The following is a 22,230-nucleotide window of genomic DNA, read 5'->3' as shown; positions in this document are numbered from 1 at the left end:
CTCAGCCCGCCCAACATGTCCGGATGCATTCGCCAAACTCGTCCATACTGCCCAGATTCCGTTCAGCAGGCCATACCCGTCCGCACAGGTCCGGCTTCGCTTGGATAGCCTCGCCCCGCTCTGCCCAGCCCGTCCGCACAGCCCCGGCTTTGTTCGGCAGACCATGCCCCGCTCTGCCCAGCCCGTCCGCACAGGTCCGGCTTCGCTTGGATGGCCTCGCCCCGCTCTGCTCAGCCTGTCCGCACAGGTCCGGCTTCGCTTGGATGGCCCCCCTCGCTCTGCCCAGCCCGTCCGCACAGCCCCGGCTTCATTCGGCAGGCCATGCCCCGTTCTGCTCAGCCCGTCCGCACAGGTCCGGCTCCGCTTGGTGCAACCGCCCCCGGCAACCGCTCGCTGTCCGCAGCCTAGTGCTTGAAGTGCCGCACGCCCGTGGTCACCATGGCGATGCCGTGCTCGTTCGCGACGCGGATCGAGTCCTCGTCCTTGACGGAGCCGCCCGGGTGGATGACGGCGGTAATGCCCGCCTTGGCGGCCAGCTCCAGCGTGTCCGGCATCGGGAAAAACGCATCCGACGCCAGCACCGAGCCCGCCGCTTTTTCCGCCGCCTGCTCGACGGCGATCTTGGCCGCGCCCACGCGGTTCATCTGGCCCGCGCCCACGCCTACGGTCATGTCGCCCGCCGCCAGCACGATGGCGTTCGATTTCACATGCTTGACCACCTTCCAGGCGAACAGCAGCTGCTTCATTTCTTCCTCGGTCGGCTTGCGTTCCGTCACGACCTTCACGTCGTCCGGACCGATGCGGTGCTTGTCCGTTTCCTGCACGAGCGCGCCGCCGTTCACCGAGGTGACGGCCAGCTGCGGCCCGGCAGCCGCTTGGGCGATGTCCAGCTTCAGCAGGCGGATGTTTTTCTTCCCCTGAAGCACGGTTAATGCTTCTTCTTCAAAGTCCGGCGCAATGACAATCTCGAGAAAAATGCCGTGCATTTTCTCTGCCGTCGCCTTCGTGACCGGCCGGTTGGCCGCGACGATGCCGCCGAAGATGGAAACCGGGTCGGCGTCGTAGGCTTTTTGATATGCCTGGTCGATGTCCGCGCCGATGCCGACGCCGCACGGATTCATGTGCTTGACCGCGACGACGGCCGGCTCCGCGAATTCGGCCAGCATTTGCAGCGCCGCGTTGGCGTCGTTGATGTTGTTGTAGGACAGCTCCTTGCCGTGCAGCTGCTCCGCAGCTGCAATCGTGCCTTCATAGCCGAGCGGCTTGCGGTAAAACGCCGCTTTTTGATGCGGATTTTCGCCGTAGCGGAGGTCCTGGGCTTTTTCGTAGGTTACGGTGTAGCTTTCGGGGAATTCCTCGCCCGCCTGCTTGGTCAGGTACTCGCCGATCAGGGAATCGTAAGCGGCCGTGTGGCGGAACACCTTTGCGGCCAGCCGTTTGCGGGTTTCGAGCGTCGTGTCCTGTCCGGCTTTGAGCTCCTCCAGCACCTGCGGGTAATCCGCCGCATCCACAATTACCGTCACGTCCGCGTGGTTTTTCGCCGCCGAGCGCAGCATCGTCGGGCCGCCGATGTCGATATTTTCGACCGCGTCCTCATACGTGGCGTCCGGCTTGGCGATGGTGGCGGCAAACGGGTACAGGTTCACCGCGACGAGATCGATGTAGCCGATGCCGTTTTTCTCCATTTGCTCGCGGTGCTTTTCGCTGGCACGCACGGCCAGAAGGCCTCCGTGAACGGCCGGATGGAGCGTTTTGACCCGCCCGTCCATAATTTCCGGGAACCCGGTCACTTCCGATATGCCGGTGACGGGGATGCCTTTTTCCTTCAGCAGGTTGTACGTTCCGCCGGTCGAAATAATTTCGACGCCCAGGGCGGTCAATTCTTTGGCGAACGGCACGATGCCGGTTTTATCGGAAACGCTGATCAAAGCGCGCTTGATGGCCACAAAAAAACCTCCTCATGGGTATGTAACTCCGCTTAGCCGACGGTTACTTTCCGCCCGTTCAGCCGGATTTTGTCTTCGCGGATCAGCCGGATGGCTTCCGCGTACAGCTCGTGTTCGACGGCGTGAATCCGTTCCGCCAGCGTGTCCTCGGTATCGTCGTCCCGCACCTCCACCGCGCGCTGCGCGATGACCGGTCCGCTGTCGAGGCCCGCATCCACAAAATGCACCGTCACCCCGGTCAGCTTCACGCCATAATCAAGCGCTTGGCCGATCCCGTTCACGCCGGGGAAGGACGGCAGCAGCGAAGGGTGAATGTTGACGATCCGGCCGGCAAAAGGCGTCAGCAGCGCCGGCGTCACCAGCCGCATGTAACCTGCCAGCGCCACCAGATCGACGTCCAGCTCCGTCAGCCGCTCTACAATTTCGGCTTCATAGGCCTCGCGCGAAGGGTATTCCTTCGGACGAAAAGCAAAGACGGGAACGCCCAGCTTCTCCGCCCGCTCCACCGCCCGCGCCTGCGGCCGGTCGCAGACAAGCAGGACCACTTCCGTGTCCCGCCCCAGTCTGCCGTCCGCCGCCGCGTCGGCGATGGCCTGAAAATTGCTGCCGCTTCCCGAAGCGAAAACGGCAATGCGAAACGGCTTCGACTTCATAGCGTCACACCTGTTAGCGTTACTTCTTTCGCGCCCGCCACCGTCCGTCCGATGCGGTGCACCTGCTCGCCCTGCTCCCGCAAAATCCGCTCGGCTTCTTCCGCTTCTTCGGGGGCAACGACCAGCACCATGCCGATGCCCATGTTAAAGGTACGGAACATGTCGGCATAAGCAACATCGCCCAACTGCTGCATCAGCTTGAACACCGGGTGAATCGGCCAGGAGCCGAATTCGATCTCCACGCCGACGCCGTCCGGCAGAACACGCGGAATGTTTTCCAGAAAGCCGCCGCCGGTAATGTGGGCCATGCCTTTTACGTTGACCTTCTCCAGCAAGGCCAAAATGGATTTCACATAAATCCGCGTCGGCTCCAGCAAAACGTCCCCGAGGGTGGGTACGCCGCCGTTCCCCGCCAGCTCCTCCAGCCCGGGGATTTCCGTCACTGGGCGGTCGAGCGGAAGGCCCGCTTCCTCCAGCAAAAGCCGACGCACAAGCGAAAAGCCGTTGCTGTGCACACCGCTCGACGAAAGGCCGAGGACCACATCGCCCGGACGGATCGACGAACCGTCGATGATTTTCTTCCGGTCGACGATGCCGACGGCAAACCCGGCGATGTCGTAATCGTCGGCGCCGTACATGCCCGGCATCTCGGCGGTTTCGCCGCCGATCAGGGCGCAGCCGGAACGGGCGCAGCCTTCGGCGATGCCCGCCACAACGGCTTCAATCTTCTCGGGGACGACCTTTCCGGTCGCCAGATAATCGAGAAAGAACAGCGGCTCCGCGCCCGAAACCGCGATGTCGTTCACGCACATCGCCACCGCGTCGATGCCGATGGTGTCGTGCTTGTCCATGGCGAACGCCAGCATCAGCTTCGTGCCCACGCCGTCCGTGCCGGACACAAGCACCGGCTCCTCATACTTGTCTTTGTTCAGGCCGAACAAAGCGCCGAAGCCGCCGAGCCCGGTCAGCACCTCGGGGCGGAACGTGCGGCTGACATGCTTTTTCATGCGCTCCACGGCTTCGTTGCCTGCCGCGATGTCGACACCCGCTTTTTTGTACGCGTCGGACACAGGTTTCACTCCTTAAAAAATCAATGGGATCTGATGAGAAAAAATTTCGGACCAGTCGGCGGCCCATTAGCCGTTACGCTGCATACGCTCAATAACCGCAGCTGCCGCAGCTTGCAAGCCCTTCGCCAAGCCCCGGCTTGCGAGGGCGCGAAGTGCTGCGACAGGCCCCGGGTTGCCAGGGCGCGAAGTGCTGCGACAGGCCCCGGGTTGAAAAAGGGCAAGTTTCAGCAAATGCCTGCGTTCTGAAGATAATGCCAGCAGCTCGAAGTCAAATGCTGCAAAAATGCAGGAATGTCATGACAAAAGAGCCGCTTTTCCGAAATTGCTGCGATTATGCAGGATTTTCTTCATTTAGCGTAGGGATTGCGAATAAAAGCCATATAATGCTGCAAAATCGCAGCATTCTTGCCTATCTCTCCTTTTTTATGGCCGAAAATGATGCACTTTTACATCTTTCATCTTTTTAGCCAAGCATGCTGCGTCACAATACCCGCCGATTGCAAAATAAGGAAAGGGAATTCGGCTCCGCTTGTTGCCGACAGTTGACCACAGTCTGCCTTTTCTTGCTTGCGATGGGAGGCATTCGTCGGGCGCGTTCGGCAGTGCCTTAACCTTTCGCCCGGCACACTTGGCTGCCCCACCGGCCCATTTGTCCGGCTCGCCCGCCAATCGTGCTGGCCCCTTTCGCCCGATCGCCCGCCAATCGTGCTGGCCCCTTTCGCCTGGCTCGCCCGCCAATCGTTCTGGTTCCCTTCGCCCGGCTCGCCCGCCAATCGTTCTGGTTCCATTCGCCCGGCTCGTCCGCCAATCGTTCTGGTCCCCTTCGCATGGCTCGTCCGCCAATCGTACTGGTCCCCTTCGCCCGGCTCGTCCGCCAATCGTACTGGTTCCATTCGCATGGCTCGCCCGCCAATCGTGCTGGCTCCCTTCGCCCGGCTCGCTCGGCCGCGTTGCCGGCCCTACGCCCGCCCGGTGCGCCTTAGCAGCCGCAGCTGTCCGCGTCCTGCGGAACCGCGGTCGGGTAGTCGTTGTCGAAGCAGCCGGTGCACATGCCCCGGTTGTACTCCGCCGCCGTCCGCCCGATGGCGGCTAGCAGGCCCTCCTTCGACAGAAAATGCAGCGAGTCCGCGTCAATCGCCCGGCGGATTTCCTCGACCGTGTGGCTGGACGCGATCAGATCGTTCCGGCTCGGCGTGTCGATGCCGTAAAAGCAGGGGTTCATGTAGGGCGGCGAGCTGATGCGCACATGCACCTCGCGCGCGCCGGCATCCCGCAGCATTTTGACAATGCGCAGGCTTGTGGTGCCGCGGACGATGGAATCGTCGATCATAACGACGCGCTTGCCCTCGACCACCTTGCGGACGGCGCTCAGCTTCATTTTGACTCCGCGCTCGCGCAGCTCCTGGCTTGGCTGGATGAACGTGCGGCCGGTGTAGCGGTTTTTTATCATCCCGAGCTCGTAGGGAATGCCCGTCTGCTCGGCAAAGCCGATGGCGGCGGAAATGCTGGAATCCGGTACCCCGGTCACCACGTCCGCGTCGACAAAAGACTCCATCGCGAGCCGCATCCCCATCCGTTTGCGGGCGGAGTGCAGGTTGATGCCGTCCAGATCGCTGTCCGGGCGGGAAAAATAGATGTATTCCATCGCGCAAATCGCCCGGCGCTCCACCCGTTCAATCTGCTTCGTCCGCATGCCGTCCGCGTCAAACACCAAAAGCTCGCCCGGCTCGATGTCCCGGACGTACTCCGCGCCGACGGTTTCCAGCGCGCAGGTTTCCGAGGCGAACAGCACGGCGTTTCCCAGCCTGCCCATTACCAAAGGCCGAAGGCCGTGCGGGTCGCGGGCGACGAACAGCTTTTCGTCGGCCATGATCAGGAACGCATAGCCGCCGGATACCCGGCGCAGCGCCTTGGTCACCGCTTCCTCCAGCCCGAGATCCCGCGAGCGGGCGATCAGGTGAACGAGCACCTCCGTATCGCTTGTCGTCTGGAAAATCGAGCCCGCCAGCTCCAGCTCGTCCCGGATTTCATCCGCGTTGACGATGTTGCCGTTGGTGGCGACGGAAATGTTGCCGTGGCGGAACTTGAAGTGCAGCGGCTGGGCGTTCTCCAGCCGGCTTGCGCCGGAGGTGGAGTAGCGCACGTGGCCGATGGCGGTCGAGCCTTTGAGCGTCGAAATGATGTCGTTCGTGAAAATTTCTTTGACCAGGCCCATGCCCTTGTGCATAAAAAACTCGCCGCCGTCCTCCGTCGTGCAGATGCCCGCGCTTTCTTCGCCGCGGTGCTGGAGGGCGTGCAGCCCGAAGAAGGAGAGGGCCGACGCCTCCGGATGCCCGTAGACCCCGAAAACGCCGCATTCCTCCTTCAGTTTGTCGAAAACTTCCGTATCTACGCCTTCGTTGTAGTAAGCTCCGGTCCAGATGCGGCCCGCCCCCACATCGCGTGCCGCTTCCAGCCCGCGTTGTTTCGCAATAGGACGGCGGTCGGTCGACCCCATGCGGCGCATCAGGCGTTCATCCGGCATGGGATCGCATCCTTCCAGTGTTTCTCCAGAGCCGCAACTTCCCGTGCGATTGCGGGTTTTGCGTTCACGGAGACGCCCAGGTTGGAGCCGCCCACGGTGCCGATCCGCTGCACCGGCACGCCGCGGCCGGCGACGAACGCTTCCAGGGCGTCGGCCTGCTCCGGCGCCGCGCTGAGCAGAATGCGGGACTGCGACTCGCTGAAAAGCGCGATGTCCGGCCGCAGCCCGGTCGTCGCGCTGACCTGCGCGCCGATGCCGCCCGAGATGCAGCATTCCGCCAGCGCCACGGCCAGACCGCCTTCGGCCAAGTCATGCGCCGAGGCGACAAGCCCTTCGCGGATGGCGGCAAGCACCGTTTCCTGCAGGCGTTTTTCCACCGCAAGGTCAAGCTGCGGCGGGCGGCCTTCCGTTTTGCCGTGCAGCACGTACTGCAATTCGCTTCCGCCCAGCTCCGCGAACGTTTCGCCGAGCAGCAGAATTTCGTCTCCCTCCGAACGGAAGCCCTGGGTCGTGATATGGTCCAGGTCCGTGATCAGCCCCACCATGCCGACGACCGGCGTCGGGTAGATCGCGCCTTTGGCGTTTTCGTTGTACAAGCTGACATTGCCGCCGATAACCGGCGCGCCGAGCTCGCGGCACGCTTCCGCCATGCCGTCGACCGCTTTTTCCAGCTGCCAGAAAATATCCGGCTTCTCCGGGCTGCCAAAGTTCAGGTTGTCCGTGATCGCCAGCGGCTCGCCGCCCGAGCAGACGATGTTCCGTGCCGCTTCGCTGACGGCGATGCGTCCGCCGACCTCCGGGTCCAGGTACACGTACCGGCTGTTGCAGTCCGTGGTCATCGCAAGCGCCTTTCGGGTTCCGGGCACGCCGACTACCGCCGCATCGGAGCCGGGACGGACATACGTCGAGGTGCGCACCATGTAATCGTACTGGCTGTACACCCACTCCTTGCTGGCGACGGTCGGGGAAGCAAGCACCTGCTCAAGCGCAACGGTCAGATCCGTGACTTCGGGAAGAGCAGCCGAGTCGAAGGACGCTCCAAGCTCGTAGTAAGCCGGTACGCTGGACGGCTTGTGGTACACCGGGCATTCGTCGACAAGCGCGCGCACCGGCATGTCGCCGACCACTTCGCCTTTATGGATAAGCCGCAAACGGCCGTCGTCGGTCACTTTGCCGACCTTGTGGCAATCCAGTCCCCAGCGGGCGAAGATCGCCCGAGCCTGCTCCTCGTGCTCCGGCTTCACCACGAACAGCATCCGCTCCTGGGATTCGGACAGCATCATTTCGTAGGCCGTCATGCCGTCCTCGCGCTGGGGAACCTGATCCAGGTTCAGCTCCATGCCGTTGCCCGCCTTGCTCGCCATTTCCGAGCTGGAGCAGGTAAGGCCTGCGGCGCCCATGTCCTGAATGCCCACGACGATGCCGGAATTGATCAGGTCCAGACACGCTTCCATGACCAGCTTTTCCATAAATGGATCGCCGACCTGAACCGCCGAGCGCTTCGCTTCCGTTTCCGCCGTGATTTCCTCCGACGCGAAGGTCGCGCCGTGAATGCCGTCCCGGCCGGTGGCCGGTCCGACGTAAAACACCGGGTTGCCGATGCCGCTCGCCACGCCGCGCTGGATTTTGTCGTGGTCGATCAGGCCGACGCACATCGCATTGACGAGCGGGTTGCCCTCGTAGCTCTCGTCAAACATGACCTCGCCGCCGACCGTAGGGATGCCGATGCAGTTGCCGTAGCCGGCGATACCGGACACGACATGCTCAAACAGGTATTTGACCCGGCTCGACTCCAGCTTCCCGAAGCGCAGGGAATTCAGCAAAGCGACGGGACGCGCGCCCATTGAAAAAATATCGCGGATGATGCCGCCCACGCCGGTCGCCGCGCCCTGATACGGTTCGACGGCGGACGGGTGGTTGTGGCTTTCGATTTTGAACACCACCGCCTGATTGTCGCCGATGTCGACGATGCCCGCGCCTTCGCCCGGGCCCATCAGGACCCGTTCGCCCGTGACCGGAAAACGCCGCAGAAGCGGCTTGGAATTTTTGTACGCGCAGTGCTCCGACCACATGACGCTGAACACGCCGATCTCGACGTAGTTCGGTTTGCGGCCCATGAACCCGCAGATTAACTCGTATTCCTTGTCCGATACGCCGAACTGCCGGTAAATTTGCTGCTCCGCGATCTGCTCCGCCGTCGGTTCGTTAGCTGCCAACTGCTGTGCCATGCTTTTCCCTCCAAGCGTTCAGAATCGAAGTGAACATCCGTTTGCCGTCCTCCGAGCCGAGCAGGCCGCTCACGGCCCGTTCCGGGTGCGGCATCATGCCGAGCACGTTGCCTTCGGCGTTTACGATCCCCGCGATATCGGCGACCGAGCCGTTCGGGTTATGGCCGGCGTAGCGGAATACGATGCGGTTGCCGGCCGTAAGCTCCGCAAGCGTCGCTTCGTCGCAGAAATAGTTGCCTTCGCCGTGGGCGATCGGGATGTCGATGACTTCGTTTTCTGCGTAATCCCGCGTGAACGCCGTCCGGTTGTTCTCGACGCGGAGCGCCGCCGGATGGCAGCGGAATTGCAGCGTCCGGTTGCGCAGAAGCGCGCCCGGCAGCAAACCGGCTTCGGTCAGAATCTGAAACCCGTTGCAGATGCCCAGCACGTAGCCGCCTGCGGCCGCGTAGCTTTTCAAAGCTTCCATGACGGGCGCAAACCGGGCGATGGCCCCGCAGCGAAGGTAGTCGCCATAGGAAAAGCCGCCCGGCACCAGCACGCAGTCAAACCGGGACAAATCCGTCTCCGTGTGCCATACGTACTCCACCGGCTGTCCGATCGTCTCCTCCACGGCCTTGTAGCAGTCCAGATCGCAGTTGGAACCCGGAAACACGAGCACTCCAAAGTTCATGCCGTTTAAACCCTCCCCTAAGTTCTGTGTTGCTTGGTCCGCGTCCTGCCGGATGCCGGCCGCTGCCGGCATCCGGCAGGCGGGTCAGGCGATTTCGTAACGGAAGTCCTCGACGACCGTGTTGGCCAGCAGCTTTTCGCACATGGCTTTGAGGCGGGCTTCCGCCTCGCTCCGGTCGTCGGTTCCGAGTTCAAGCTCCATGTATTTGCCGATGCGCACCTTTTGCACCTCGTCAAACCCCATCGTGTGCAGCGCTCCTTGCACGGCGTTGCCCTGGGGGTCCAGCACGCTTTCCTTGATCGTCACGTAAACCGTCGCTTTCAACATGCTTTTTGTCCTCCTTCAAATTTCGTCGCCGGGAACCTAAGCGCCGTCTTTAACCGTGAACGGAACGTCCGCGCTGCGAGAAAAGTTTGGGCTTTCGGTCGCTGTTGTCTGCGGATTTCCTTAATCAGATGATTTCAGGGTACAAATCCGCAGACAAAGGCGAACGCTAACGCTCCTTCAGCTCCAAACTTCCTCTCCGCTGCTTTCGTTCGCACAGCAACCAGGCTTTGCCGGCTCGGTACACCCGCCCGGTCCGGAGCGGGCAAGCGCGCAAAGGGCGGCCGGAGCGTCAGACGCCCCGGTTGCCGCCCTTGTATTGCTCCTTCGCCGGTCCGGTCAGCCTTTGCAGAATGTCCCGGTAGCGGGCTGCCGTCGCCTCAACCACTTCGGCCGGCAGCGGGTCCGGCTCGCTGTTTTTGTCCCAGCCGCTGTCCGCCAGATACGTGCGGACCGGCTCCTTGTCCATGCTGTCGATTTCGATGTCGAGCGCGTAGTTCTCCACCGCCCAGTAGCGGGAGGAATCCGGCGTGAAGATTTCGTCGATCAGGATCACTTCGCCGTCGATGATGCCGAACTCGAACTTCGTGTCCGCCAAAATAATGCCGCGGCCCGCGCAGTAGTCATGCGCGAACTGGTACAGCCGGACGCTTTTTTCCTCCAGCTCGGCCGCCAGCTCCGCGCCTACCAGGTCCGTCAGCCGGTCGATGGTGATGTCCTCGTCGTGGCCGACGTCGTTTTTGGCGGCCGGGGTGAACAGCGGGTGATCCAGCCGGCCGTTCTTGCGGACGCCTTCCGGCAGCTCGTGGCCGTTGACCATTCCATCGTGCTGGTACTGCCGCCAGCCTCCGCCGGTCAGGTAGCCGCGCACGACACATTCGATGTCGATCCGCTCGGCCTTGCGGACGACCATGATCCGGCCGCGCAGCGGCTCGGGATCGGCTACCCATTCCGCCAGCCGGTCCGCATCGGCGTGAACCATGTGGTTCGGCATCAGCACGGAGGTCTGGTCAAACCAATAGGCGGACAGCGTGTTGAGGACGCGGCCTTTGTCTGGCACGGACGGCTTCAGGACATAATCGAAAGCGGAAATCCGGTCGGTCACCACCACCAGGTAGTGCTCCCCGAGATCGTAAAGCTCGCGGACCTTTCCTTTGTACACCAGCGGGGCCTTGATCAGACCTTCGGCCGTGGAAAGCGGGCTTGCTGCGGACATGCGGTTTTCCTCCCTCATGCGGGTTCATGTGTTGGAGCTTGGTGGCCTCACGTTAGCGGTGCTGCGGCAAAAGCCGCCTTACTCCAGTCCGAGACGGGCAAATATCGTATCCACGTGCTTCAGATGCCAGGAAGGATCGAAGCAGGCGGCGATTTCTTCCGGGGTCAGCTTCTCCGTAATGGCCGGGTCGCTCTCCAGAATTTCGCGGAACGAGCGCTGCTCCTCCCAGGCGCGCATCGCCCGGGGCTGCACGGTGTCATACGCCTCCTCGCGGCTGAGCCCTTTGTCGATCAGGGTGGTCAGGACGCGGCCGGAAAACGGAAGGCCGAAGGTCCGGTCCATGTTGCGCTTCATGTTTTCCGGGAAAACGGTCAGGTTTTTGATGATGTTCCCGAGACGCGACAGCATGTAATCAAGCAGAATCGTCGAGTCCGGCAAAATGATCCGTTCCACCGACGAATGCGAAATGTCGCGCTCATGCCACAAAGGGACGTTCTCGTACGCCGACAGCATGTGGCCGCGGATGACGCGGGCCAGGCCGGAAATGCTCTCGCAGCCGATCGGGTTGCGCTTGTGGGGCATAGCGGAGGAGCCTTTTTGCCCTTTGGAAAACGGCTCTTCGACCTCGCGGAATTCGCTCTTCTGGAGCGCGCGGATTTCCGTGGCGAACTTGTCCAGCGACGTGGCGATCAGCGCCAGGGTGGCCAAATAATCCGCATGGCGGTCGCGCTGGAGGGTTTGGGTGGAAATCGGAGCGGCTTTCGTGCCGAGCTTGCTGCAGACGTACTGCTCGATGAACGGGTCGATGTTGGCGTAGGTGCCGACGGCGCCGGACATTTTGCCGTACTGGACGCCGTCCGCCGCCTGGCGGAACCGCTCCAGGTTGCGCTTCATTTCCTCATGCCACAAAGCGACCTTCAGCCCGAAGGTGGTCGGCTCGGCATGAACGCCGTGCGTACGGCCCATCATCGGAGTTGTTTTGTAGGCGATCGCCTTTTCCTTCAAAATGCCGATAAACCGGGTCAGGCCGCTTTCCAGAATGCGGTTGGCCTGAAGCAGCAGGTAGCCGAGCGCCGTGTCGACGACGTCCGTCGAGGTCAGCCCGTAATGCACCCATTTGCGCTCCGGTCCAAGCGTCTCCGAAACGGCACGGGTGAACGCGATGACGTCGTGCTTCGTCTCCTGCTCGATTTCGTAAATCCGGTCGATGTTGAAGGAAGCATTAGCCCGGAGCGCGGCGGCGTCCTCGTGGGGAATGACCCCGAGCTCGGCCCAGGCTTCGCAGGAAAGCAGCTCGACTTCGAGCCAGGCCTTGAATTTGTTTTCCTCCGTCCATATCGCGCCCATTTCAGGCCTTGTGTAGCGTCCGATCATGCGGTCGATCTCTCCCTTGGGTTCTATTGTGTCGCGCGGTTCCGTCAAAAAAAAGGCGGCGCGCGTTACGCGTTCGGTTTCGGCTGTGATGCGGCTTCGCGAAGATTGGCGGAGGCCGCGGAGGCCTCCGCGCCTTCCGGCGGAAGACCCGTTCCCGCGGCGGCATCGGCAGGATTGGACAAAAGCGCCGGCTCGGCGCGTTCGCCCCGCCAGATGCCGGATTTCGCGATCCAGGCCAAAGCGCGCTCCGTGCTGTCGCAGAGGAGCGTGATGTGCCCCATTTTGCGCTGCCGTTTGGCTTCCTTCTTGCCGTACAGGTGCAGCTTCACGGCGAGGCCCTCCTCCTCCGCTTCCTGCGCCGCCAGCCAGGCGAGTGCGGGCTCGACATGCTGGCCGAGCAGATTGACCATGACCGCCGGCGTTGTCAGCTCGGTCGAACCGAGCGGCAGGCCGCAGACGGCGCGGATGTGCTGCTCGAACTGCGAGGTACGGCAGGCTTCGATGGTGTGATGGCCGGAGTTGTGCGGCCGGGGGGCGAGTTCGTTGACGAACAGCTCGCCCGACCAGGTCAGGAACAGCTCGACGGCCAGGAGCCCGACGACGCCAAGCGACTCCGCCAGCCGCATCGCGAGCCCTTCGGCCCGGCGGCGGATGCTTTCCGGCACCCGCGCGGGCGCGATGGACACGTGGAGGATGTTGTCCACGTGGATGTTCTCCGCGGCGGGAAACGCGCGGACCTCGCCGCGCGAGCTGCGCGCCGCGATGACGGACAGCTCGCGCTCGAAGCGGATGAACTTTTCGAGCACGAGCTCCACCGCCCCGCCGCCCAGCTCGGCGAACGCGGCGTTGGCCTCTTCGGCCGCGCGGATGACGCGCTGGCCCTTGCCGTCGTAGCCGCCGGTCGCCGTCTTCAGCACGCAGGGCGTGCCGAAGCGGGCGATGGCGTCCCGCAGGTCCGCTGCGCTTGCAATCTCCGCGTACGGCGCGACCGGCACGCCGGCCGCCTCGATCGCCCGCTTCTCGCGCAGCCGGTGCTGGGTGGTGTGCAGCAGCTCGTGGCCTTGCGGCACGTAGGTTTCCTTCGCCAGCATGGCGGCGATGCCCGCGTCCACGTTTTCGAATTCGTACGTGATGACGTCGGATACGCGCGCCAGTTCCTTCGCCGCCTCGGCGTCGTCGTATGCGGCGACGATCTGCCGGTCGGCCGTCTGGCCCATCGGCGAATCCTCCGCCGGCTCCAGTGCGACGAACCGGTAGCCCATGTGCCGGCCGGCCAGCGCCAGCATGCGGCCGAGCTGGCCGCCGCCGAGCACGCCGATGGTCGCGCCGGGCAGAATCGTTTTCGCGCCCGGGATGGGCGAGCCGACCGATCGCGAGCCGCTGCGGCCGGTCCATTCGATTTCCGTTCCGCCGGCCGGGCGCCGCAAGGCGGACCGTTCCGCGGCCTGCCCGTAAGCGGACCGCCCGTTCCCCCTGCGCTCCCGCCCGCCGGAGCGCTTTTTCTTATCGCTCATGAAAGACCGCCCGTTTCCATGACGTTTTGCCGGATCGCTTCGCGCCGGGCCGCCAGCCGGGCGCGAAGCGCCGGGTCGGAGGAGCCGAGGATTTGCGCGGCCAAGAGCCCTGCGTTTGTTGCGCCGGCTTGTCCGATCGCAACCGTCGCCACCGGCACGCCGCCCGGCATCTGCACGATCGAAAGCAGCGAATCCAGGCCGTTCAGCGCCCGGCTCTGCACCGGCACCCCGATGACCGGCAGCACGGTCTTGGCCGCCACCATGCCGGGCAGATGGGCTGCGCCGCCCGCTCCGGCGATGATAACGCGCAGGCCGCGCTCCTCCGCCGTCCCGGCATACTCGAACATCAGGTCCGGCGTCCGGTGCGCGGATACGACTTTTTTCTCATAGGGAATGTTCAGTTCCTCCAGAATATCGCAGGCATGGCGCATCGTTTCCCAATCCGACGTGCTGCCCATGATCACGCCCACTTGTGCGGTCATTCGCGTCAAACTCCCTTCCCGCTTAGCCTTTCCCGCGGTGGCAATATTTACATCGTATGCCTCCAGGCGGCCGGTCACAAAAAAAGTCCGCGCTAGAGGTCTTCCAACCTTTAACCGGACGAGTAAGAGCCCCCCGCTTTTTGCGGACGCCGAAAAAATCCGCTGCGAAGCGGGCTTCCTCCGGACGGCCAAAAGCCGGACGGCATTCCTACTCGTAGTCCAAAGATTTCCGGTCTTTGGGTAGATACTCTCGGGCCATATCCCCGACCATTATACGAGCAAAAACGTTCCTATGATTATGAAACAAAACTTCCTGCTTTCATCTTACCAGCGGGGCGGAACATGTGTCAACAAAAGACGAACATTGGTTAGAAATATGAAAACAAAGTTCGTATCTGTGCGGTTTTCTGCCACCATATGTGAAGGTTCGACCGGTTTCACACGCCGATTTTGCCGCCGCGAAAAAAAACAACCGTCCCGGACCCTGTCCGAAACGGTTGCGTTTTCACGATTTGATTTATTCAAACGGATACCGCAGGTTCCACTGCTCGCGAATGACGTCGAGGGTGCTCAAGATCGCCACCGTTTCCGACAGAGGAATAACATCGCTTTGCTTCTTGCCCTGGCGGAGCATCTCCATCGCTTCGTTTGCTTCAAACGCGTACCCTTCCGCTTTCCGGTCGTCGGTGAACGTCACGGGCTCCTCGCCTTCCACGCGAAGCGTCGCGGATTCGGCAACCAGGAAATTGGGCACGTGAATGTGGCCTTTGGTGCCATAGATGTAAGCATCGTTCACGAGCGGCAGCCGTACGGCGCCGTTCAGAATGGCGGTTTTGCCTCCCGCGTATTCGAACAGCAGCGTGAACTGCTCGTCCACGCCGGTTTCGCCGATGCGGACCGTGCTTTCAATCCGTTCCGGCTGCGCTCCGTAAACCATCGACGCAAACGAAACGGGATAAATGCCCGCGTCCATCAAAGCGCCGCCGCCCTGGTTCGGGTCCAGCAGCCGGCCTTCCGGGCTCCAGCCCACGTCAAAGCCGAAATCGGCCTTGACCAGCCGCACTTCGCCAATCCGGCCTTCCGCCAGCCATTCCCGCGTCTTGCGGACGGGGGCGAGAAACCGGGTCCACATCGCTTCCATCAGGAAAACGCCGTTTTCCTCGGCAGCCCGCACTGCCTCGACCGCCTCATCCGCGCTCATCGCGAACGGTTTTTCGCACAGCACCGCTTTTCCGGCCCGCAGGCAGGTCAGCATGTTTTCCTTGTGCGCGGGATGAATCGTTCCTATGTATACAATGTCAATCTCCGGGTCGTTGGCAAGCTCCTCGTAGCTTCCGTAAGCCTTCGCCACCCCGAACTTGTCCGCGAATTGCTGCGCCTTGTCCAACGAACGCGCCGCCACGGCCGCCGCTTCGGCTCCGTTCGCATGCGCCAGATCCTGCACAAATTTGCCGGAAATCCAGCCCGCCCCCAGAATGCCCCATCGAATCGTCTTTTCCGCCATTATCCTGGTCTCCCTTCGGTGGTAACCTCATTCGCACTGCTTCCTCCCTACCATATTAGCGTTTTCATGGAAGAAAGAGCAACTTTTCGAAGCATGTTTAACGAAAAAAGGGTCTTGGGACATAGAAAAAGAGAAGGGCCGGCCGGTCCTCCTCTTATGCTGCTGTCCGGTCAGACCCGCGCGCAGAGCGAGCCGTGAATCGCCTGCGCCGCCTTCTTCCCGGCGCCCATGGCCAAAATGACGGTGGCCGCTCCGGTTACGGCGTCGCCTCCCGCATATACGCCTTCCTTGCTGGTCCGCATCGTGTCTTCTTCGACGATGATGCCGCCCCACCGGTGCGTATCGAGTCCTTCCGTCGTCTGGCGGATCAGCGGGTTCGGGTTTTGCCCGATCGCGATGATCACCGTTTCGAGGTCCAGCGCAAAGCGGCTGTCCGCTTTCTCGCGGGGGCTGCGGCGGCCCGAAGCGTCCGGCTCGCCGAGCTCCATCTCGACGCATTCCATTCCCTTCACCCAGCCGTCTTCCCCCAGGATCCGCACCGGATTGGCCAACAGCCGGAACCGGATGCCTTCTTCCGCCGCATGGTGGATCTCCTCGGCGCGCGCCGGCAGTTCGTCCATGCCCCTCCGGTACACGATGCTGACTTCCTCCGCGCCCAGGCGAAGCGCCGTCCGCGCGGCGTCCATCGCCACATTGCCGCCGCCGACAACGGCCACGCGCCGTCCGGTTTTGACCGGCGTGGGCGACCGGGGAAAGTCATACGCGCGCATCAGATTCACGCGGGTCAGGTATTCGTTGGCGGAATAAACGCCGTTCAGGTTCTCGCCTTCAATGCCCATAAACCGCGGCAGCCCCGCTCCGCTGCCGACAAAAACGGCCTTGTAGCCTTCCTCAAAAAGCTCGTCGATCGTCATCGAGCGGCCGACCACGACATTGCGGTGGATCGTTACGCCAAGCTCTGCGATTTTGTCGATCTCCTCCTGCACCAGCTCCTTGGGCAGCCGGAATTCGGGAATGCCGTAGGTCAACACGCCGCCAAGCGCATGCAGCGCTTCAAAAATGGTCACGTCGTACCCGAGCCGGGCCAGGTCCCCGGCGCAGCTCAGCCCTGCCGGGCCGCCGCCGACTACCGCCACCTTGACGCCGTTCGGCTGGATATCGTCGTGCGCCCGGAAGCCCGAGCGAAGCGCGTAATCGGCTGCAAAACGCTCCAGCCGCCCGATGCCGACCGGCTCGGCTTTTTTGCCGCGGACGCAGACGCCTTCGCATTGGTTTTCCTGCGGACAGACCCGGCCGCACACGGCGGGCAGGCTGTTCTCGGCGACGATCGTCCGGTAGGCGGCTTCAAAATCGCCGTCCGCGATCGCCTGGATGAATTCCGGGATCGGAACCCCGACCGGACAACCGCCGACGCAAGGCTTGTGCTTGCACTGGAGGCACCGTTCCGCTTCCTCCATCGCCTGGCGCGGCGTATACCCCAGCGCCACCTCGTCGAAATTGCGGTTCCGTACAAGCGGCGGCTGCTCCGGCATCGCGACTTTCGTTTTGCTCATGTTCCTCATCGTGCGCCGGCCTCCCATCCGATGGTGCACACATGCTCCTCCATGTCCTTGTACATGCCCTGGCGGCGGATGCATTCGTCAAAATCAACCGCAAGCCCGTCGAAATCGGGGCCGTCGACGCAGGCGAATTTCGTTTCGCCGCCGACCGTGACCCGGCAGCCGCCGCACATGCCGGTGCCGTCGATCATAATCGGGTTCAGGGAAACGCCGGTCGGGATGGCGCGCGGCTTCGTGATGTCGACGACGGCTTTCATCATCGGCAGCGGGCCGATGCAGATGACTTCGTCATACGGCTCTCCTTCCTCCAGAAGCCGGTTCAGCACATCGGTGACAAAGCCTTTCGTTCCTTCGCTGCCGTCGTTCGTCGCTACGTGCACCTTTTCACAAAACTGCCCGAACTCTTCCCGTAAAATCACATAGTTCGCCGTCCGCCCGCCGAGAATGACGTCGACCGAAGCGCCCGCCTCCTTCAGCATCCGAAGCTGCGGATACAGGGGCGCGGCCCCGACGCCTCCTCCGATGCCGAGCACCCGGCGCGGACGGCGCTTGTGCACCGGCTGTCCGAGCGGTCCGGCGAAATCGGCGAGGGCGTCGCCCGCTTCCTTGGCGGCCATCAGGCGGGTGGAATAGCCCACGGTCTGGTATATGATCGTCACCGTTTCCGCGGTGCGGTCGTAGTCGGCAATGGTGAGGGGGATGCGCTCGCCGCGCTCCTCCACCCGGACCATTACGAACTGGCCGGGCTCGCATTTTCGTGCCACAAAAGGCGCGTGGACTACCATTCGCTCGACGGAGCCGTTCAATCTGTCCTTCTGTACGATCCGATACATGGTCAAGTCTCCCCACACGTTAAACTTGACTCCATTATATCGGGTTCGCCCCGTAATTTTCGGACAGGACCGTGGACGTTTTATGAACGATTCCCAATTGCCGGAAACGGCCGGAAAGCCGCATGCCAAAAGGAGCGGTCATAAGGCCGCTCCTTCGATTGCGCATCTTTGACACAGGATTGGTTCCGTTGCTTCAGCGGGTGCGGTCCGCGCACGGCCGTCACACGGCCGCTTGAACCGATCCGGCGCGTACGGCCGCTTTCCGGGCGCGCGCAAGGAACAGGAACGAGGCCGCCATCGAAAGCGCCGCGCCCGCAAACAGCCAGTTGCCGCCAAGCGTATCCATCCAGGCGCCGAGAAAAGCCGGCCCGACCGTCGAGGCGAGCGAGGAAAACAGATAGTACAGCCCGGTGTACAGCCCGATCCGGCCGGGCCCGGCGAAGCTGACGACCAGCGGATACGAATGGATGTTGACCAGCGCCCACGAGATGCCGCCGACCGCGAGGATCGCCCGGACCGCCATCAGGCTGTCGACGAAAAAGAGCACCGCGAACAAAACCGTCAGCCCGAAAATCCCCGTCATGATCGTTCGCACCCGTCCGATTTTTTTGGCCAAAAAGCCGCTTGGCACCGCAAACAGAATGAAGGCCAGGCTGTAAAACCCGATGGTCATCGTCGCCGTTCCGCTTGTGAGGCCCATGTACTCGACCCCGTAGGTCGTAAACTGGGCTTCGACGCCGCTGTAGCCGACGAACCAGAAAAAAATCGCCAGCAAAACGAACAGCGCCGAGCGGTCCCGGTCGGTCAGAACATGCCGCAGCCCGGCCAGCACGCCGCTTTTTTTCAATTCGGCGGAGCCGTCGTCCTCATCCGGGATACCGTTCCGCTGGGCCGCACCCGGCTTCGCAGGCGCGGAGCCGCTCGCCGAAGCGGAGGCCGCCTTCCCTGGAGTAACCGGACCTGCATCCGCGGGCTTTGCGGATTCGGCTTCGGGGCCGGGCGTTTGGCGGAAATCGGTCGTTTTTTTCAAATACAGAACCAGCGTGACCAGGACCGCCGCCAGAATCACGCCGCCGATGGAAAAGGGAAGCGCCTTGCTCGAATCGTACAAAGGCGCCAGCGCGAACAGCGCCAGCAGAGAGCCGATTCCGCCCATAAAGTTGATGATGCCGTTCGCTTCGCTCCGCTTGTCCGCCGGCGTCAGATCGGGCATAAGCGCAATGGTCGGCGCGCGGAAAAGCGTCATGGCGAGCAAAAACGCCACGTCGATAGCGATCAGCGTCCACAGGCTCACGTAATGCGGCATGACAAAAAGCAGCGCCGCCGCGATCGGCATGCCGAGCATGAGAAACGGCAGCCGCTTGCCGTACGGCGTGCTCAGCCGGTCGCTCCAGGCGGCGATGATCGGGATCAGAAAGATGTTCGCCAGGTTGTCCAGCCCCATAATCGTGCCGCGCAGCGCCTTGGACTCAATAAAGTCCCCGAGCATGAGCGGCATAAAGGAATTGTACAGCTGCCAGACGACGCTGATCGCAAAAAAGCCCAGCCCGACAAGCGCAATGCGCGGATAGGAAAAAGGCTTCATAGGCGGTCTTCCTGAAGGATCGCCTTCATCCGGGCGGGATAGTTCGTGATGACGGCGTCCACGCCGAGCGCGATCATTTTGCGGAGATCGGCTTCCGCGTCGACGGTGAACGGGCGGATTTTCACGCCGGCCGCATGCGCGCCTTCGACGATTTCCGGATAAACGCCGTAGTAAAGCGGGTGCAGCGCGGCGGCTCCGACCGTTTTGGCATAGTTCCACGGCTCGTACAACCCTGCCATATAGAGGATGGCGCGCTCAATCTCCGGTGCGACCGCCGTCAGCTTCGCAATGCTGTAATGGTTGAACGAGGAAAAGACGACGCGGTCCTCCATGCCGTATTCCCGGACGAGGGCGACTGCTTTTTCTTCCATCTGCTCGTACAGAATGACTCCGTTTTTCAGCTCGATGTTCAGCTCCAGCCCGGTCGGCGCGAGAAATTCCAGCACTTCGCGGAGAAGCGGAATCGGTTCGCCCGCGTAGGCCGGGAAAGCTTTCCCGGCGTCCAGCTGCCGCAGCTGCGCCCAAGTCTGGGCGACGACCGGCCCCTTGCCGTTCGTGGTACGGTCCAGCGTCTCGTCGTGAATGACGACCAGCTCGCCGTCCGCGCTCATTTGAATGTCCAGCTCGATGCCGTCCGCACCCTGCTCCACCGCCAGCCGGAAAGCGGCCATCGTGTTTTCCGGCGCTTCCCCCGAGGCCCCGCGATGGGCGTAAATCAACGTTTGCTCCGTCTTCATCCCAGTCCAACTCCTTCAATCGGTGTATGCGTTTGCTTTTCGCTTCTATCTTACACCCCGATTGTTAAGAGAACATTTCTGCAACGGCTCGCCGGGGCAGTTTTATTCCATCATCCCGGAGAGTGCTATTCCATTAAAACCGGTCAGAGGAAGAGAGGCTCTTTCGAAAAGGAGAGAGGGAAAAGCCCTTCTACCGGGCAGAAACCTTGGGCTGATAAGGCGTGGAGGGATTTGTAAAAGGCGGTTACTCGAGCAAAAAGGTGCTTGGTGCCAACCGGCTGCCAGGTTACACGAGCAAAAAAAGGTCTCAGTGCCAACCGGCTGCCAGAACACTCGGTAAGAGGCCTTGATGCCGACGGGCTACCAAAATACTCGAATAAAAGGCGCTCGGTAACAACAAGACTGCAAGGATGAATTAGAGATGGGTTTGCGTTGTTTAGGGTGCAAGGGTGGGGATAAATAAGGGGGACGGCATACAAAACAATAGGCACAAAAGAGGCGGGAAAGCAATCGTTTCCCTCCCTGACGGAATCGGCACACGGCAAATACCGGCCAAAGGGCGAAAGTTGCAAAAATGCATCATTCAGTTAGACAAAAAGAGGAATCACACGGAAATGCTGCATTTATACATCATTCGTGGCCTTATACCGGCGTTTTGGCTTACAAGCAGCGGAACATCCTGCATAATCGCATCATTTTCGGAAAAAAAGCTCTTCGGCTCGTGGGATTCCTGCACTTCTGCAGGAATCACGACTCGTAGGGAAGCGTTAAAAGGTTCCTTTCCTTTTGCATAGCTGGTCGCGAATCCAGCGGGTCTATCACGAATCTCCGGTGGGTCCAGTGAGGATCTCGCGGGACTATGGCGGACCAAGCTTCCGCTTGGTCGAATCGGCCAGGCGAGGACAGAAAATCCAAAACCGATCTCCCTATATAATGAAGCCAGGCCGTCTCATGTTTCGGGACGGCCCGGCTTCCTATGCAGAACAAAACGGACTCCGTTCATTTCACAAACATCCCGTCCAACAATTGGGCATCCCCTACGTTCGGATCGATACCAAGGGCATAGAGGACAATCGCCGCCACATCGCGGGTATGGCCGCCGGTCAGCAGCTTTCCGGGCCGGAGCACAGGTTTCCCGTCCGCTGCGCCTGTGCCGGCGGCGTCAGGCTCCACGGGTGCCGAGGCCACGGTCCGGCCATAGGCGGCGATGAAGGTGGTCCTGGCCAGCGTCCCATCCTGCCCGTGCCGGCGGGCATGCGTCAGCGCCCCTTCCGGGGAAAGCGTTCCGCCCCCATGGTCGGACGCAAGCAGGATCAGCGTATCGTCCAGCAGACCGTTCCGCTCCAGCGCCTGATAGATGGTTCCGATTTTCCGGTCGACTTTTTGCATGGCCCGGTAATAGCTTCGGCTGTACCAGCCGCGTGTATGCCCCGCAATATCCGCTTCATCCAGCACAATGAACATCAGCGAGGCGTTCCGCGCTTGCCCGGAATCCGTGTACTCCTCAAACTGGCGCACCAGCTTTGAATCGCCGCCGAAATGGAGCGACACGCCGGCGGCGGGCTCGATGTGTCCGTTCGCAATGTTTTTCCAATGGGCGAAGCAGGCCAGCCCGCGCCCGGGATACGCCTCCCGCAGCCGTCGAAAAAGAGTCGGGTAAGCTGAATGCTCGGGATAATAGCGTTCTCCGCTGATCGCATTGGTTATGCCGTGCCGCTCGTAATCCACCCCGGTCAGCATGGCTCCCCAGTTCGGCGAGGAGTAGGTGGGGAGACAGGACTGCGCCGTAAAGGTGGCGGCTCCTTTTTCGAGCAGCCGGGCGAGGTTCGGGAGCGGGTACCGGCCGCCAACTTCCGTTTTGGACGAGCTGAATGCCCGGAAATAAGGCGCCTGCGGCTGAATGGCGACTCCCCCGCCGTCGATGCCAATCAGCAGCACTCGCTTGTAGGGGGCGTCCGTTTGCGCGGGCCCGGCAGCCCCTTCGTTCAGGTTTGGCTTTTGCTTGGACCCG

At 62.1% G+C, this 22,230-nt stretch carries 17 protein-coding genes and 1 riboswitch; all 17 genes read right to left on the bottom strand.

Translation table 11 applies throughout. The features are described 5' to 3' along the window. Positions 1 to 404 precede the first annotated feature (404 nt). Positions 405 to 1,946: a bifunctional phosphoribosylaminoimidazolecarboxamide formyltransferase/IMP cyclohydrolase gene (gene purH, locus AC6I6H_RS10955; protein ID WP_497953805.1), complete on the bottom strand. Its 1,542-nt coding sequence runs from the start codon at positions 1,944 to 1,946 to the stop codon at positions 405 to 407. Between the two features lie 32 nt (positions 1,947 to 1,978). Further along, entirely contained in the window at positions 1,979 to 2,599 is a 621-nt protein-coding gene (purN, locus tag AC6I6H_RS10950) for a phosphoribosylglycinamide formyltransferase (protein WP_497953804.1), read from the bottom strand. Next, the gene (purM, locus tag AC6I6H_RS10945; RefSeq protein ID WP_497953803.1) at positions 2,596 to 3,669 is read right to left on the bottom strand and encodes a phosphoribosylformylglycinamidine cyclo-ligase; all 1,074 of its coding nucleotides are present in this window, start codon (positions 3,667 to 3,669) and stop codon (positions 2,596 to 2,598) included. The genes purN and purM overlap by 4 nt, the downstream gene beginning before the upstream one ends. Before the next feature lie 979 nt (positions 3,670 to 4,648). Then, positions 4,649 to 6,166 (bottom strand): amidophosphoribosyltransferase, encoded by a 1,518-nt coding sequence (purF, locus tag AC6I6H_RS10940; protein WP_497953859.1) that lies wholly within the window; start codon positions 6,164 to 6,166, stop codon positions 4,649 to 4,651. Between the two features lie 8 nt (positions 6,167 to 6,174). Then, entirely contained in the window at positions 6,175 to 8,421 is a 2,247-nt protein-coding gene (gene purL / locus AC6I6H_RS10935) for a phosphoribosylformylglycinamidine synthase subunit PurL (protein WP_497953802.1), read from the bottom strand. Further along, positions 8,399 to 9,091, bottom strand: a complete 693-nt coding sequence (gene purQ, locus AC6I6H_RS10930) for a phosphoribosylformylglycinamidine synthase subunit PurQ (RefSeq protein WP_497953801.1) — start codon at positions 9,089 to 9,091, stop codon at positions 8,399 to 8,401. Before purQ ends, purL begins: the two co-directional genes overlap by 23 nt. Positions 9,092 to 9,175: 84 nt before the next feature. After that, on the bottom strand, positions 9,176 to 9,418 hold the full coding sequence (gene purS, locus AC6I6H_RS10925; protein WP_497953800.1) for a phosphoribosylformylglycinamidine synthase subunit PurS: 243 nt from the start codon (positions 9,416 to 9,418) through the stop codon (positions 9,176 to 9,178). A 289-nt stretch (positions 9,419 to 9,707) separates the two neighbouring features. Beyond that, positions 9,708 to 10,631 (bottom strand): phosphoribosylaminoimidazolesuccinocarboxamide synthase, encoded by a 924-nt coding sequence (locus AC6I6H_RS10920; protein ID WP_497953799.1) that lies wholly within the window; start codon positions 10,629 to 10,631, stop codon positions 9,708 to 9,710. A 78-nt stretch (positions 10,632 to 10,709) separates the two neighbouring features. Further along, positions 10,710 to 12,005, bottom strand: a complete 1,296-nt coding sequence (purB, locus tag AC6I6H_RS10915) for an adenylosuccinate lyase (protein WP_497953798.1) — start codon at positions 12,003 to 12,005, stop codon at positions 10,710 to 10,712. 65 nt (positions 12,006 to 12,070) lie between these two features. Continuing rightward, entirely contained in the window at positions 12,071 to 13,519 is a 1,449-nt protein-coding gene (purK, locus tag AC6I6H_RS10910; RefSeq protein WP_497953797.1) for a 5-(carboxyamino)imidazole ribonucleotide synthase, read from the bottom strand. Then, positions 13,516 to 14,001 (bottom strand): 5-(carboxyamino)imidazole ribonucleotide mutase, encoded by a 486-nt coding sequence (gene purE, locus AC6I6H_RS10905; protein ID WP_497953796.1) that lies wholly within the window; start codon positions 13,999 to 14,001, stop codon positions 13,516 to 13,518. Before purE ends, purK begins: the two co-directional genes overlap by 4 nt. Before the next feature lie 195 nt (positions 14,002 to 14,196). Next, positions 14,197 to 14,299: riboswitch (purine riboswitch) on the bottom strand. Between the two features lie 219 nt (positions 14,300 to 14,518). Beyond that, positions 14,519 to 15,505 (bottom strand): Gfo/Idh/MocA family protein, encoded by a 987-nt coding sequence (locus AC6I6H_RS10900; RefSeq protein WP_497953795.1) that lies wholly within the window; start codon positions 15,503 to 15,505, stop codon positions 14,519 to 14,521. Between the two features lie 170 nt (positions 15,506 to 15,675). Continuing rightward, a complete protein-coding gene (gltA, locus tag AC6I6H_RS10895; protein WP_497953794.1) occupies positions 15,676 to 17,067 on the bottom strand; it encodes an NADPH-dependent glutamate synthase in 1,392 nt (463 codons plus the stop codon). Then, on the bottom strand, positions 17,064 to 17,897 hold the full coding sequence (locus AC6I6H_RS10890; RefSeq protein ID WP_497953793.1) for a sulfide/dihydroorotate dehydrogenase-like FAD/NAD-binding protein: 834 nt from the start codon (positions 17,895 to 17,897) through the stop codon (positions 17,064 to 17,066). The genes gltA and AC6I6H_RS10890 overlap by 4 nt, the downstream gene beginning before the upstream one ends. A 220-nt stretch (positions 17,898 to 18,117) precedes the next feature. Next, entirely contained in the window at positions 18,118 to 19,482 is a 1,365-nt protein-coding gene (locus tag AC6I6H_RS10885; RefSeq protein WP_497953792.1) for an MFS transporter, read from the bottom strand. Then, positions 19,479 to 20,219 (bottom strand): glycerophosphodiester phosphodiesterase, encoded by a 741-nt coding sequence (locus AC6I6H_RS10880; RefSeq protein ID WP_497953791.1) that lies wholly within the window; start codon positions 20,217 to 20,219, stop codon positions 19,479 to 19,481. Before AC6I6H_RS10880 ends, AC6I6H_RS10885 begins: the two co-directional genes overlap by 4 nt. Before the next feature lie 999 nt (positions 20,220 to 21,218). Continuing rightward, on the bottom strand, positions 21,219 to 22,230 hold a 1,012-nt coding region (locus AC6I6H_RS10875), incomplete at its 5' end, for an alkaline phosphatase family protein (RefSeq protein ID WP_497953790.1).

The organism is Gorillibacterium sp. sgz306347 (assembly GCF_059735245.1).
This window is presented reverse-complemented; position numbering and strand designations above follow the sequence as displayed.

What these genes read in the sequence shown, in the direction of transcription:
- purN (WP_497953804.1), bottom strand. Translation starts at nt 2,599, where the DNA reads ATGAAGTCGAAGCCGTTTCGCATTGCCGTTTTCGCTTCGGGAAGCGGC.
- purF (WP_497953859.1), bottom strand. Translation starts at nt 6,166, where the DNA reads ATGGGGTCGACCGACCGCCGTCCTATTGCGAAACAACGCGGGCTGGAA.
- purL (WP_497953802.1), bottom strand. Translation starts at nt 8,421, where the DNA reads ATGGCACAGCAGTTGGCAGCTAACGAACCGACGGCGGAGCAGATCGCG.
- purQ (WP_497953801.1), bottom strand. Translation starts at nt 9,091, where the DNA reads ATGAACTTTGGAGTGCTCGTGTTTCCGGGTTCCAACTGCGATCTGGAC.
- purS (WP_497953800.1), bottom strand. Translation starts at nt 9,418, where the DNA reads ATGTTGAAAGCGACGGTTTACGTGACGATCAAGGAAAGCGTGCTGGAC.
- AC6I6H_RS10920 (WP_497953799.1), bottom strand. Translation starts at nt 10,631, where the DNA reads ATGTCCGCAGCAAGCCCGCTTTCCACGGCCGAAGGTCTGATCAAGGCC.
- purB (WP_497953798.1), bottom strand. Translation starts at nt 12,005, where the DNA reads ATGATCGGACGCTACACAAGGCCTGAAATGGGCGCGATATGGACGGAG.
- purK (WP_497953797.1), bottom strand. Translation starts at nt 13,519, where the DNA reads ATGAGCGATAAGAAAAAGCGCTCCGGCGGGCGGGAGCGCAGGGGGAAC.
- purE (WP_497953796.1), bottom strand. Translation starts at nt 14,001, where the DNA reads ATGACCGCACAAGTGGGCGTGATCATGGGCAGCACGTCGGATTGGGAA.
- AC6I6H_RS10900 (WP_497953795.1), bottom strand. Translation starts at nt 15,505, where the DNA reads ATGGCGGAAAAGACGATTCGATGGGGCATTCTGGGGGCGGGCTGGATT.
- gltA (WP_497953794.1), bottom strand. Translation starts at nt 17,067, where the DNA reads ATGAGGAACATGAGCAAAACGAAAGTCGCGATGCCGGAGCAGCCGCCG.
- AC6I6H_RS10890 (WP_497953793.1), bottom strand. Translation starts at nt 17,897, where the DNA reads ATGTATCGGATCGTACAGAAGGACAGATTGAACGGCTCCGTCGAGCGA.
- AC6I6H_RS10885 (WP_497953792.1), bottom strand. Translation starts at nt 19,482, where the DNA reads ATGAAGCCTTTTTCCTATCCGCGCATTGCGCTTGTCGGGCTGGGCTTT.
- AC6I6H_RS10880 (WP_497953791.1), bottom strand. Translation starts at nt 20,219, where the DNA reads ATGAAGACGGAGCAAACGTTGATTTACGCCCATCGCGGGGCCTCGGGG.